This is a genomic window from Cupriavidus taiwanensis, assembly GCF_900250075.1.
GTDB lineage: Bacteria > Pseudomonadota > Gammaproteobacteria > Burkholderiales > Burkholderiaceae > Cupriavidus > Cupriavidus taiwanensis_C.
The window spans coordinates 408,516-421,222 of the sequence record NZ_LT977071.1 but is presented as its reverse complement, the minus strand read 5'-3'; the positions used below and the strand labels follow the sequence as shown (position 1 = coordinate 421,222).

The 12,707-nt window shown below is 66.3% G+C and carries 13 protein-coding genes and 2 riboswitches; of the genes, 5 read left to right on the top strand and 8 right to left on the bottom strand.

The window, feature by feature from the left end; all coding sequences use genetic code 11:
• Nucleotides 1–77: 77 nt before the first annotated feature.
• The 7 genes from CBM2588_RS31695 to CBM2588_RS18320 form a co-directional block, all read right to left on the bottom strand.
• Nucleotides 78–263: a DUF1484 family protein gene (locus tag CBM2588_RS31695; RefSeq protein WP_115681855.1), complete on the bottom strand. Its 186-nt coding sequence runs from the start codon at nt 261–263 to the stop codon at nt 78–80.
• A gap of 430 nt (nt 264–693) precedes the next feature.
• Nucleotides 694–1,458 carry an arsenical resistance protein ArsH gene (arsH, locus tag CBM2588_RS18345; RefSeq protein ID WP_115681854.1) on the bottom strand — a complete coding sequence of 255 codons (765 nt, stop codon included), beginning with the start codon at nt 1,456–1,458 and terminating at the stop codon, nt 694–696.
• A gap of 31 nt (nt 1,459–1,489) precedes the next feature.
• The gene (locus CBM2588_RS18340; RefSeq protein ID WP_115681853.1) at nt 1,490–2,194 is read right to left on the bottom strand and encodes an aquaporin; all 705 of its coding nucleotides are present in this window, start codon (nt 2,192–2,194) and stop codon (nt 1,490–1,492) included.
• A 5-nt stretch (nt 2,195–2,199) separates the two neighbouring features.
• On the bottom strand, nt 2,200–2,694 hold the full coding sequence (locus CBM2588_RS18335; protein WP_115681852.1) for an arsenate reductase ArsC: 495 nt from the start codon (nt 2,692–2,694) through the stop codon (nt 2,200–2,202).
• A 54-nt stretch (nt 2,695–2,748) separates the two neighbouring features.
• Nucleotides 2,749–3,231 (bottom strand): ArsI/CadI family heavy metal resistance metalloenzyme, encoded by a 483-nt coding sequence (locus CBM2588_RS18330; protein WP_115681851.1) that lies wholly within the window; start codon nt 3,229–3,231, stop codon nt 2,749–2,751.
• On the bottom strand, nt 3,228–3,563 hold the full coding sequence (locus tag CBM2588_RS18325; protein ID WP_115681850.1) for an ArsR/SmtB family transcription factor: 336 nt from the start codon (nt 3,561–3,563) through the stop codon (nt 3,228–3,230). Before CBM2588_RS18325 ends, CBM2588_RS18330 begins: the two co-directional genes overlap by 4 nt.
• A 288-nt stretch (nt 3,564–3,851) precedes the next feature.
• Nucleotides 3,852–5,162: a D-amino acid dehydrogenase gene (locus CBM2588_RS18320; RefSeq protein ID WP_368666644.1), complete on the bottom strand. Its 1,311-nt coding sequence runs from the start codon at nt 5,160–5,162 to the stop codon at nt 3,852–3,854.
• Nucleotides 5,163–5,177: 15 nt separating this feature from the next.
• A riboswitch (glycine riboswitch) is annotated at nt 5,178–5,296 on the bottom strand.
• A riboswitch (glycine riboswitch) is annotated at nt 5,297–5,395 on the bottom strand.
• Nucleotides 5,396–5,653: 258 nt separating this feature from the next.
• Here CBM2588_RS18320 and CBM2588_RS18315 point away from each other — a divergent pair.
• The 3 genes from CBM2588_RS18315 to CBM2588_RS18305 are packed head-to-tail and all read left to right on the top strand — an operon-like array spanning nt 5,654 to nt 9,700.
• The gene (locus CBM2588_RS18315; protein WP_231942195.1) at nt 5,654–7,942 is read left to right on the top strand and encodes a TonB-dependent receptor; all 2,289 of its coding nucleotides are present in this window, start codon (nt 5,654–5,656) and stop codon (nt 7,940–7,942) included.
• A 25-nt stretch (nt 7,943–7,967) separates the two neighbouring features.
• Nucleotides 7,968–9,194 (top strand): sialidase family protein, encoded by a 1,227-nt coding sequence (locus CBM2588_RS18310; protein ID WP_115683647.1) that lies wholly within the window; start codon nt 7,968–7,970, stop codon nt 9,192–9,194.
• The gene (locus tag CBM2588_RS18305) at nt 9,191–9,700 is read left to right on the top strand and encodes a TlpA family protein disulfide reductase (protein ID WP_115681847.1); all 510 of its coding nucleotides are present in this window, start codon (nt 9,191–9,193) and stop codon (nt 9,698–9,700) included. The genes CBM2588_RS18310 and CBM2588_RS18305 overlap by 4 nt, the downstream gene beginning before the upstream one ends.
• Nucleotides 9,701–9,743: 43 nt before the next feature.
• On the opposite strand, the gene CBM2588_RS18300 is transcribed toward CBM2588_RS18305, so the two are convergent.
• Entirely contained in the window at nt 9,744–10,220 is a 477-nt protein-coding gene (locus tag CBM2588_RS18300) for a DUF3597 domain-containing protein (RefSeq protein WP_115681846.1), read from the bottom strand.
• A 314-nt stretch (nt 10,221–10,534) separates the two neighbouring features.
• Between CBM2588_RS18300 and CBM2588_RS18295 the strand changes: the two genes are divergently transcribed.
• Together CBM2588_RS18295 and CBM2588_RS18290 are read left to right on the top strand one after the other, a co-directional pair.
• Nucleotides 10,535–11,623: a porin gene (locus tag CBM2588_RS18295; protein ID WP_115681845.1), complete on the top strand. Its 1,089-nt coding sequence runs from the start codon at nt 10,535–10,537 to the stop codon at nt 11,621–11,623.
• 32 nt (nt 11,624–11,655) lie between these two features.
• Nucleotides 11,656–12,702: an MBL fold metallo-hydrolase gene (locus CBM2588_RS18290; protein ID WP_115681844.1), complete on the top strand. Its 1,047-nt coding sequence runs from the start codon at nt 11,656–11,658 to the stop codon at nt 12,700–12,702.
• Nucleotides 12,703–12,707 lie beyond the last annotated feature (5 nt).

The window sequence follows — 12,707 nt, the reverse complement described above, 5'->3', positions numbered from 1 at the left end:
TACGGATGACCGCGCCTAGGTGGTTCCTGCAGGACAAGGTGTGACAGCGCAAAGTCACCGTCACACCCGCCAGCCGGCTATGGCAGCCGCCCTCGCGCAACCATCAACCCATCAAGCTGCATCTTCACCATGCCAAGCAGGCACAGCGCACTGAAGCACCCCTCCGAGTTTTCGCTTTCGTGATCCAGGAGTACGAGAACTCCTTCAATACCAGCGCGAACCTGCTGCAGGCATTCATTGGTCATTTCATCGATCGTCGTCATTGATTCCTCACAAGTGAGTGCGCGCCACTCCTTTCCACGTGAGGGCGGCGGGCCAGTCGACGAGGGTGGAAAGACCGGTCTGACGAGGGGAACCGGCCAGCCTTGCGGCTGCCTCGCTTGGCCCGCCATGGAACCATGCGAGCGCACAGGCGTTGCTTGCTGCAAGCGCAACGCCTGTCCTCGTCAGACATCCGGGCTTTCCACACCCGATCATCGGTGATCCGATGACGCCACCAGTATTTCCTGCCGGTACCGGGGAATCGATGAGAGATGTCGCATTTCCAGGGGCGCGCGAAGTTTGAATCCTGGCAACGGATTCAGAAATCGCTAACTCTTGAAAGTGGGCATACATCGAAATGCAGGTGAGCCAGCGTGGGTTGGGATTTCGGGCGTGGCAGGAGCCGGTGCTCCTGGCCATCCCATCGGCCGGCTATTCGACTTCGCCGCTATCTGTGTCGCTGACCTGCGCGTCGTGTTCATGGCGCATGGCTGCCGCGGCGAGCGCGGTGACGTTTGCCGGCGCCGCTTCCTTGCGCTCGCTGTAGCGATCCGTCAGGTAGTCGCTGCGATCGCGCACGAGCAGGGTGAACTTGTAAAGCTCTTCCATCACGTCGACCACGCGGTCATAGTAAGAGGACGGCTTCATGCGGCCGTTGGTGTCGAACTCCTGGTACGCCTTGGCTACCGATGACTGGTTCGGAATCGTCACCATGCGCATCCAGCGCCCCAGCACGCGTAGCGCGTTGACCGCATTGAACGACTGCGAGCCGCCGCAAACCTGCATCACGGCGAGCGTGCGACCCTGAGTCGGTCGGATGGCTCCGATTTCCAGAGGCAGCCAGTCGATCTGGTTCTTGAAAACCGCGGTCAGCGTGCCGTGCCGCTCGGGACTGCACCACACCTGACCTTCCGACCACTCCGAGAGCTTGCGCAGTTCAACCACTTTGGGATGATCCGCCGGAACACTGTCGCACACCGGCAGGTCATGCGGATCGAAGACGCGAGTCTGCGCGCCGAAATGTTGCAGGATGCGCTCGGCTTCCTGCACCAGCAGGCGGCTATAAGACGTTTCGCGCAGTGAGCCATAGAGCAGCAGGATGCGCGGCGGATGCGTGCTGACGCGAGACGGTTGCAGCTTGGCCAGGTCCGGTGTATCGAGCACGGCCGGGACGACATTGGGCAGATCCATGGTCATTTGATCCTCCGTCCTTGCGTTGCAGTCGGCGTCAGTCCGCCGGGTGCTCGCCGGATGCTTCGATGACGTTGGGGTGGCCGTGTGGCAACGCACGCGGCTCCAGCAGCCGGTGCAGCCCCAGCCCGATGGCCGCGCCCAGGCACTGCGCCAGCATGAAGCCCGGCACGCTCGCGGGTGCGATGCCCGCAAAGCTGTCGCTGAACATGCGCCCGAACGCGGCGGCGGGATTGGCAAACGATGTGGATGCGGTGAACCAGTATGCCGAGCCGATATACGCCGCCACCATGGCGGAGGCGCGCCCGTTCGGCGCGCGCAGGATCACCAGAAGCAGGCCGGCGGTCGCAACGGTTTCAGCAAGCCATTGCCCCGGACCGCTGCGGACCTTGCTGGAAAGCTGCAGGATCGTGATGTCAAACATGGCATGGGCAAGCCAGGCCCCCAGCACCGCGCCGGCGAGCTGGGCTGCGATATAGGGCAGCAGCGCCGCGCCAGGCAGCTCACCCCGCGCCACCATCACCGCGCTCACCGCCGGATTGAAGTGCGCGCCGCTGACGGGACCAAAGACCTCGATCAGGATATACAGGCCACCGACCGTGGCCGCCGTGTTGGCCAGCAGGGCGATTGCGACATTGCCGCCGGCAAGCCGTTCGGCCATGATGCCCGAGCCGATGACGATGGCCAGCAGCAGCGCCGTTCCCAAGGCTTCGGCGCCCAGCCTGTTGCGCAGATCGACCATGACGCTCAGCTTTGCGAGATACGGTTCAGATGGTCCTGCAGCTCCGCATTGCTCAGCGTGTCGAGCGGCAGCGCCAGCAATTGGAGCATGCGGTAGCCGATGGCCTGTCGTGTCAACTCGAATGCCCGGCGCTTCTTTTCGTCGCCGCCTTCCGTGTTGGATGGATCAGGGTAGCCCCAATGCACCTTGACCGGGCTGCCCGGCCAATACGGGCACTGCTCTTCGGCGGCACTGTCGCACACCGTGATGACCACCCGCATCTCGGGAGCATTCTCGCCGACAAATTCATCCCAGCTCTTGCTGCGGAAGTCGCCCACGTCGACGCCAGCATTGCCAAGCACCTCGAGGGCGAAAGGATTGATGCGCCCGCTTGGCGAGCTCCCGGCGCTATAGGCTCGCACATCGCGGCCCGACTGCCGGGCCAGATGGTTCAACATGCCCTCGCTCAGCACACTGCGGGCAGAATTGTGGGTGCACAGAATCAGTACGTTGGTGGTCATGGGGCGCTACGAGATTATTGAAGTGCGGATCGGAATGCGTGTGAGGACGCACCCTTAGCAGCCGGACGGCGTGGAATTGACCGCGATCCCGATCGGCTTGCCCTTCGGAGCGCGGGGGACGCAACAGGCCGATTCCTGGCCCGCAGCATCGATTTTTCGGGATTCGCCGTACACCGGCACATTACCCAGGGTATGAAAGTGCTCCCACGCGATGCCTTGCGGATCCGTGACCCAATACTTCTCGCTCTTCGCGTAGCAGCAGGTGGTCTCGCCTTCGTCGAGCAACGCCATGTCGGCCGCTTCGGCCCGCTGCTTCAGTTCGGCCAGCTCGGCCGCGTCGTCTGTCTGAAACCCGAGGTGGTCGATGCCGGTCTCCGCGCCACGGGCCGAAATGGCGAAGTTCACGCGCGGATCCTCCAGCATCCACTTCGCATAGTCGCTTTTCACAACCGTTGGCTCGGCTGCGAACAGGGCTGAGTAGTAGCGAATGCTCGCAGACAGGTCGGCGACGCTGACGTGCACGTGGAAGCGCTTCATGATTTGGTCTCCGAGGCGACGGAACACTTGGACACAGGGGAGCACGGATTGCCGCTGCAGCAGTTTTCCGTGAGGTAGCCAAGCAGTGCGTTCATGGTCTCGAAATGGGCCATGTAGATGATCGAGCGTCCGTCCTGCCTGCTGGACAGCAAGCCGGCACGGTGCAACTCCTTCAGGTGAAAGGAGAGGGATGACGCCGGCATTTCCATCAGCTCGGCTATCCGGCCCGCAGGAAGGCCGCCAGGCCCGGCCTGCACGAGCAGCCGGAACACGGACAAACGGATCGAATGGGCTAGCGCGGCGAGCGCGTCAAGGGCGTGATCGGTTTTCATTTTTCGACAATAGTCGAATAATGGAAAGATGGGAAGTGAAATTTTTATGACGGTGGCTTCGCCGCCCCATTTCAGCTCTCACTGCATGGCCGGTCTTTGGCCACCGAACATACGACTCCGCTATCGTCAGAATCAGTCCGTTCAGTTAAAGCATCAAACACTACTGTCATTCCCGCGCAAGCGGGAACCCAGCGACTTCAAAAGAAGCTGGATTCCCGCCTGCGCGGGAACGACAGGGGGTAATTGAACGGCACTAGCATGCGGGCCGAGCGCCTTACCCCCGCAGCCTCATGCCCGCACTGGCGTAAGGGCGGCACCCGGCACCACCGCAGGCACGCTTCCTATTGCCTGGTCCACGACTCCCGCCACCATGTCCGCCGTCACCGCCGACAAGGTCCAGCCCAGGTGCCCGTGCCCGGTGTTGTAGAAGATGCAGGCCGCACGCCCGCGCCCCACGCGCGGAAGCATGTCGGGCAGCATCGGACGCAGCCCGGCCCATGGCACCACGCTGCGCGTGCTGACGCCGGGGAAGCACTGCTGCACCCAGTCGACCAGCGGGCGGATGCGGTCGGCGCGGATATCGCGGTTGGTGCCGTTGAACTCGGCGGTGCCGGCGACGCGGAAGCGGTCGTCGCCGAGGCGGCTGGTGACCAGCTTGGTTTCGTCGTCGAGCAGGCTGACCGTCGGCGCAGCGGCGCGGCTGGCGTCGTCGGTCAGGTTGACCGTGATCGAATAGCCCTTGACCGGATAGATGTTGACGCGGTCGCCCAGCTCTGCCGCCAGTGCGCGGCTTGCGATGCCTGCGCAGATCACGGCGCCGTCGAAGGTAGAGCTGGCGGTGTCCGCGCCGTCCTGCACGGTGACGGTGGCATGCCGTCCGTCCGTCTTCACCGCGCGCACGTCCTGGCCGTACCGGCAGCGCACGCCCAGGCGGGCAGCGGCGGCGGCCAGGCCGCTGGTGAACTTGTGGATGTCGCCGGTCGAATCGCTTTCGGTGAAGTAGCCGCCGTAGTACGAGCCCGCCAGCGTCGGCTCGATCGCGCGCATCTCCTGCGGGGTCACCGCGCGCCGCTCGAGCCCGCCTTGCGCCAGCAGCGCGGAGACGCGGCCGGCATGCTCGAAGCCGGCTTTGTCACGGTAGATATGGAGAATGCCTTCCTTCTTCAGGTCGAAATCGATGCCTTCCTGCGCCGCCCAGGCAAACAGGTGCTCGCGCGCGGCGATGGCAAGGCGCGCGGTCTCGATGGTGTTGCGGCGGTAGTGGGGAATCGACGCGATGAACTCGGCGAACCACGACAGCTTGTGCCAGCTGGGCCGGGGATTGACCAGCAGCGGCGCATCCTTGCGCAGCATCCACTTCATCCCCTTGACGATGGTGGACCAGTGGGTCCAGACCTCGGCGTTGGATGCGGAGAGCTGGCCGCCGTTGGCGAACGAGGTCTCCATGGCGGCATAGCGATGCCGTTCGAACAGCGTGACGGAGAATCCGCGCCGCGCCAGCGCGTAGGCGGTGGTGACACCGGTGATGCCACCGCCGATGACAGCGATTGTCTTCATGGTCTGCAGGATCCAGGAACGTCGAAGGGTGGGAGTCCGCACGCGACATGCGTGTAGGACGCCCCCTCTGTTCTGGACCTGAGAGATTCACGACGCCTTGCCACTGGGGCGGGCGCGCTTGCTCCTTCGGTATGCCGGGCGGACGATGGCGTCCGGCATTCTTCAGAGTGCACTGACGGGTGATGCCGGTCCTTTTGCCTGAGAGTTTCCGGGGCGGTTGCTCCTTCGGCGCCGTGCGCGGCGGGCGCCGCGACAGTCTCTCCCTGCATCACGCTGGCTTGACGCCAGTCGGGGCAATGTAGTGACAAGGCCCCGTATTGGATATGCGGGTTAACACGGATGCATGCGGATATGGCTGCGCTGGCCGCGTCGCTATGTCGCATCGGCCGATGGCTTCCGGCCCCATAAAATATCAGCGCTCGCTATCGGGGACCGCTCGCTATCGGGGAACGCTTGCTATCGGGGCCGTCCGGGAGGAGCGCCTGATGCTGCGCAGGCGCGGCGAGCCGACAACGACGACAACAAGGCATTCAGTGAAGAAACACCGCATTGCACTGGCCGTTTCGGCAGTGCTGATGGGCCCCGCCGTGGCCGCCGCCCAAGGCGTGGAGGCAGGCGTGGAGGCGCCCGCGCCGCTGCAGGAGGTGGTGGTATCGGCCCGCCCGGAACGCGGCGAGACGCCGGCGATCCCGCCCAACACGCCAGCGCCGGCGTATGGCATCAGCAGCACCCGCATGGCCGACTTCAACGTGGTCAATACCGAGGACGCGCTCAAGTACGCGCCCAACCTCGCCGTGCGCAAGCGCTTTATCGGCGATATGAATTCGATCATCTCGGTGCGCAGCACCAGTTCGCGCCAGTCGGCACGCGGGCTGGTCTATGCGGACGGGCTGCTGCTGTCCAACCTGCTCGGCTCGGACTTCAGCTTCCCGCCGCGCTGGTCGCTGGTCAATGCCGCCGAGATCGAGCGCATGGACGTGCTGTATGGCCCGTATTCGGCGCTGTATCCCGGCAATTCGCTGGGCGCGACGGTGCTGATCACCACGCGCACGCCGGAGAAGTTCGAGGGCGATGCCAGCGTGCAGCTGTTCACGCAGCGCTTCGGCCTGTACGGCACCCACGACAACTTCAACGGCGTGCATGCCAACGCCTATGTGGGCGACCGCGTCGGCGCGTTCTCGTGGCTGGTCAGCGTGGACCGGCAGGACAGCAAGAGCCAGCCGCTGAGCTTCTACACCGCGTCGCGCTCGACGCGGCCCGCGGGCGCGGCGGACACGCCGGTTTCCGGGGCCTATTTCGACCAGGACCAGAGCGGGCGCGACCGCGTGGTGATGGGCGTGAACAGCGAGGGCGTTACGCACACGGTGCAGGACCAGCTCAAGCTCAAGCTCGGCTACGACATCACCAGCACGCTGCAGGCGCAGTTCACCGCTGCCTACTGGCAGCAGGACCGCTCCAACGCCACCGGCAGCTACTTGCGCGACGCCAGCGGCAACGTGGTGTCCAGCGGCCCGGTGAACATCGGCGGCTCCCAGTACGTGATTCCGGCCAATGCCTTTGCGCCCGGCAATGGCGAGGACGCGCGCTGGCTCTACGGGCTGTCGCTGCGCACGCGCAACCAGACGGGGTGGAATTTTTCCGGGGTGGCGTCGCTGTTCGACGTCAGCAAGGACGTGAGCCGCAGCGCCAACGCCGTCGGCAACGGACCGGGCACGGTGACTTATGGCGACGGCACCGGCTGGCGCACGCTCGACCTGAAGGCCGACTACCGTCCCGAGCGCCTGCAGGGCGGGCACTGGGTCACGTTCGGCTACCACTATGACAACTACCGGCTGAGCAACACCACCTACAACACCTCGGACTGGCGCGCGGCCACCATCACCGCGTTCAACAATGCCTTTACCGGCAAGACCGAGACCCAGGCGCTCTACGCGCAGGACGCCTGGTACTTTGCCGAGGACTGGAAGCTGATTCCCGGCGTGCGCTACGAGCACTGGCGCGCCTATGACGGCAGCCGCAGCCAGGCTGGCGTGGATATCGGCTATCCGGTGCGCAGCGAATCCAACTGGTCGCCCAAGCTGGCGCTGGAGAAGGCGTTCGGGCAGGACTGGCGGGGCCGGCTGTCGCTGGGCCAGGCCTATCGCTACCCGACCGTCAGCGAGCTGTTCCAGGGCCGCATCACCGGCACCGCGCTGATCAACAACGATCCCAACCTGCGGCCGGAACGATCGTTCTCGAAGGACCTGACCTTCGAGCGCACGGTGGAGGCGTCGAATTTCCGGGTCTCGCTGTACGAGGACGATATCCGCGATGCGCTGGTCAGCCAGACCAACACCACGGTGTTCCCCTCCGTCACCAGCTTCCAGAACGTCGACCGGGTGCGCACGCGCGGCATCGAGCTGGCCTACGACGGGCGCGACGTGCTGGTGAGCGGCTTCGACCTCTCGGCCAGCGGCGCCTACAACCATTCGAAGACGCTGGAGAACGCCAACAACCCGGCCTCGGTGGGCAAGTATTTCTATCGCATCCCGAAGTGGCGCGCCAACCTGGTGGGCACCTATCGCTTTACGCCTGCGTGGGCCGGCACGCTGGCGATGACCTATTCGGGCCGGCAGTACAATACGCTCGACAATTCGGACCGCAACCCCGACACCTTCGGCGGCACCAGCAGCTTCCTGACCTTCGACGTCAAGGTGACGTACAAGCCCGCGCGCAATGTGCGGCTCGGGCTTGGCATCGACAACCTCACCGACCAGCGCTATTACGTCTACCACCCGTACCCGGGCCGGACGTTCTACGCCGAGGCGAAACTTTCCTTCTGAGCACGTGAACACGCTGACCTCCACCATGCCAGGCGCCCGCCGCGCTTTCCGCCTGATCGCCGCGGGACTGGTGGCCTGCGCCACGCTGGCGTCGGCCACCGCGGCCGCGCAGGCGCATGGCGGCCACGCCGGCCACGGCGGCCAGGCCAGGGCGAAAATGAGCGAACTCGGCACCGGCGCGGCCTTCGACCGCGACGGCAGGCTGTGGATTGCCTACAAGGATGGCCAGCATGTCGCGGTGCGGTCGTCGACGGACTACGGTCGCAGCTTCAGCGCGACGCGGCATGTCAACGCCACGCCGGAGCCGGTCGCCGCCGATCATGAAAGCCGCCCCAAGGTGGCCACGGGGCCCGACGGCCAGGTCTACATCACCTGGACCCAGCCGCTGCCCAGGCCGTGGACCGGCTTTATCCGCTTTGCGCGCTCCACCGACGGCGGCAAGACCTTTGCCGAGCCGCTGACGGTGCATGCCAACCGCGACCAGATCGCGCATCGCTTCGACGCCCTTGCGGTGGACCCGGCCGGGCGCGTCTTCGTCAGCTGGATCGACAAGCGCGACGTGGCCGCCGCCGAGGCGCGCAAGCAGCCGTATGCCGGCGCCGCGATTTACTACGCTGTCTCGGCCGACCACGGCAAGACCTTCCAGGGCGACTACAAGATCGCCGACCAGTCGTGCGAATGCTGCCGCATCGCGCTGACGCCCACGCCCGACGGCAGGATGCTGGCGCTGTGGCGCCACGTGTTCCCGCCCAATGCGCGCGACCACGCGCTGGCGCTGCTGGGCGCCGACGGCAAGGCCACGCCGATGCAGCGCGCCACCTTCGATGACTGGCGCATCGATGCGTGCCCGCACCACGGCCCCGGCGCTTCGGTGGCACCTGACGGCACGGTGCACATGGTCTGGTTCAGCATGCGCGACGGCAAGCCGACGGTGTCGGTGGGGCGCTGGCGCGACGGCAAGCTGCAGGCGCAACGCGCGCTCGATGACCCGCGCGCACAGCATGCCGATATCGTCGCGCTGAACGACCACGACATCGCGGTGGTGTGGAAATCGTTCGACGGCCAGCAGACGCGGCTGTCCGCCATGCTGTCGCACGATGGCGGCAAGACCTGGCAGACACGCAAGCTGGCCGGCACCGAGCGCGATTCCGACCAGCCGCACCTGCTGCAGCACGCCGGCCGCGCCTACGTGCTATGGCGCACCGAGGCCGAGGGCTTCCAGGTCTTCGCGCTCGGGCAGGAGGGCGCATGATGCGATCGCGCCGCCAACTGATCGCTGCCGCCGCTGCTGCCGCGGTTACCGCGTGCGCGCTGATGCTCGGCACTGCCAATGCCGCCGATCGCGTCGCCGTGTTCGAATCCGCCAGCGCCGCGCGCATCGCTGCCAGCCAGCAGGGCAAGCCCTTCGTGCTGGTGGTGTGGTCGCTGGATTGCGTCTATTGCAAGCGCAACTTCGAGGCGCTCGGCAAGCTGCGGGCGCGGCATCCGGACTTGCGCGTCGTCACGCTGGCAACGGACAGTGCCGACGCCTCGCAGCAGGTGCAAAAGATGCTCGAACGCGTCAGGCTCACGCGCAATGCGTGGGTCTTCGGGCACGAGCCGCAGGAGCGGCTGCGCTATGCGGTCGATCCGGACTGGATGGGCGAAATGCCGCGCACCTACTTCTATCGCGCCGATGGCCAGCGGCAGGGCGTGTCCGGCGTGATCAGCGAAGCCGACTGGGCGCGGCACCTGCGCTGGGCCGGCATCGCGGGCTGAGCCTGCCGCGGTGCCAGCCCGGCGCCGCCTTTCACGTCATCGCTCAGGACAGTTCCTTCGGCAGCTTGCCGCCGTTGGCGGCCAGCTCCTGCATCAGGCGCTTGTGCAGCCACACGTTCATCGCCGCGGAATCGTTCATGTCGCCGGTGTAGTGCAGCTCGCGCGCCAGTTCCTTGCGGTGTTCCAGGCTGCTGTCGATCCCGAGCGCCTTCATCGTATCGACGATGGAGGTGCGCCAGTTCAGCGTCTGCCCGCTCTGCTGCGCCATCCGGTCCATGATGGCCTCGACATCGACGCCCGACAGCGGCGTGGCCTGGGCCCCGGCCGGCGCACCGGTGGTGCCCTGGACGTTGCCCGCGGGCGCTGCGCCAGTGCCGGCGGCTGGCGCAGTGCCGGCCGGCGCGCCTGCTGAAGTCGGCGTTCCGGCCGCGGGTGGAGTGCTGGCGGTGGTCGCCGTGGTGGTGGCCGCGGGCTTGTCCTTGCCCAGCAGCTTGTTGAGGATGTCCTTGAAGATGCTCATGGCGGGCTCCTGAAGGGTGGATCGGGGCAGCAAGCCCTTGCAGGTTCCGGGCCACCGTCGCGGCGCGTTGCCGTAACCCGTGCAAGGGGCACGGTTTGTAAATGGTGCGTGTAGCGGGACCGGCGTGCGCGCCACCGTATCCGCCTTCAGCCACATACCGCGTTTGCCCCGGTTGGTAGTTTCCCCACTCCGCCTGCGCTGCAGACAGCGATATGATTCGCGCCTGTTGGTTCAATAAAGAAACAGATGTTCAAATATGAACATGCACAGGTCGGCAAATCCGCGGCAACTCGGCCCGGCCAGGAGGAGGCAACATGAAAATACGCATCGCGGCCGCACTGATCGCCGCCATGCCAATGGCGGCGGCGGCGCAGTCAGTGACCCTCTACGGCGTCATCGATACGGGCGTGGAAATGCTGAACCACGTTGGCGCGGCGGGCAGTACCCTGGTGCGCCAGCCGTCGTTGGCGGCGACCGTGCCGTCGCGTTGGGGACTGCGCGGCACCGAGGACCTTGGCAACGGGCTGAAGAGCGTGTTCGTGCTCGAATCGGGGTTTGCGCCCGACTCCGGGGTGTCGAACCAGGGCGCGCGCCTGTTCGGGCGGCAGGCCTTCGTCGGGCTGAGCGGCCCGTGGGGACAGCTCGGGTTTGGGCGCCAGTACACCATGCTGTTCTGGGCCAGGCTCGATACCGACATCCTGACCTCCAATGTCTATGGCGTGGGCTCGATCGACAGCTATATCCCCAACACGCGCGCCGACAACGCGGTGTCGTACAAGGGCAAGTTCGGCGGCGTCACGGTCGGCGCGACGTACAGCCTGGGTCGCGATGTCGTGAATGCCGGCCCCGGACCGGCCGGCACCAACTGCGCGGGCGAGAACCCCGCGGATACACGGGCCTGCCGCGAATGGTCGGCCATGCTGATGTACGAGACCGACTGGTGGGGCGTGAGCGCCGCCTACGATTCGCTGCGCGGCGGCCCCGGCGCCTTTGGCGGCCTGACCCGCAGCAGCCTGAAAGACGATCGCTTCTCGCTGGGCGGCTACCTGCTGCTGCAGCGGACCAAGCTGGGCCTGGGGCTGCTGTCGCGCAACAACCAGGCCAGCGCCACGCCGCGCAGCGATCTGTGGTTCGCGGGCGTCTCGCATGACATCACGCCCGCGTTCAACCTCGCCGGCGAAATCTATTACCTGAGCTACCGCCACAGCGCGAACGGAGCCTGGCTTGGCGCGATCCGCGGCACCTATGCGTTCTCGAAACGCACCTCCGTCTATGCCACCGCAGGCTATATCGACAATCGCGGCCAGTCGGCGCTGTCGGTCAGCGGCGGCAGCCCCGGCGGCAATCCCGTCCCCGGCGGCAACCAGGCCGGCGTCATGCTTGGCATCAAGCAGATCTTCTGAGCCGTTGCGGCATTCCTTCAAGAGGTAGAACGATGAAACCATCCCGCTTGCTGTCGGTGCTGACCGGCATCGTCATGACCTGCGCCGCGGCGCTCGCCGCCGCCGCGCCCGCCACGGCACCGGTGGCTACCGGTGCCGCAGCCGCTGCGACGGCCGCCCCCCGCGCTGGCGGCGCCGAGGGCGCCGACCACTTCCGTGTGACGCTGCTGGGCACGGGCACACCGGTGCCGTCGCCGGCCCGCGCCGGCTACAGCACGCTGGTGGAGGCCGGTGGCCAGAAACTGGTCTTCGATTTCGGCCGCAACGTATCGGTGCGCCTGTGGCAGCTGCGGATTCCGCTGGGCAGCGTCGATGCGCATTTCCTCACGCATTTCCATTCCGACCACCTGGTGGGCCTGCCCGACCTGTGGCTGACCGGCTGGCTGCGCCCGCCCTACGGCCGCCGCGACCGGCCCATGGCGCTGTACGGCCCGGCGGGCACGCGCGCGCTGGCGGACGGCCTGCGCCAGGCCTTTGCCGCGGACATTGCGATCCGGCACAAGGACGAGGGCAGCGCGCTGACCGGCATCACCATCGATGCGCACGACGTCGCGCCCGGCGTTGTCTACGAGAAGGACGGCGTGCGCGTGACCGCCTTCGAGAACGACCACGGCGACCACATCCGCCCGTCGTACGGCTACCGCATCGACTATCGCGGCCGTTCGGTGGTGCTGTCGGGCGATACCCGCTTCAGCCCCGCCGTGGTGGCGCAGGCCAGGAACGCGGACGTGCTGGTGCATTGCGTCACGCTGATCCCGGATGCGCTGCTCGCTGCCAACCCTGCGTACCGCGCCATCTACGACCACCTGTCTTCGCCCGAGGACGCCGCGCGCGTGTTCCAGGCCGCGGCGCCGAAACTGGCCGTGTTCAGCCACATCGGCCTGAACGGCGATGCCACCGTCGGGCAGATCGTCGAGCGGGTCCGCAAGACCTATGCCGGTGGATTGCTGGTTGGCGAAGACCTGACCCGCATGGAGATCAGCCTGGATGGCCGTGCCGGGACCGCGGGCGGCATCGCGGTGTGGCAGGAAAAGCCATGAGCCGC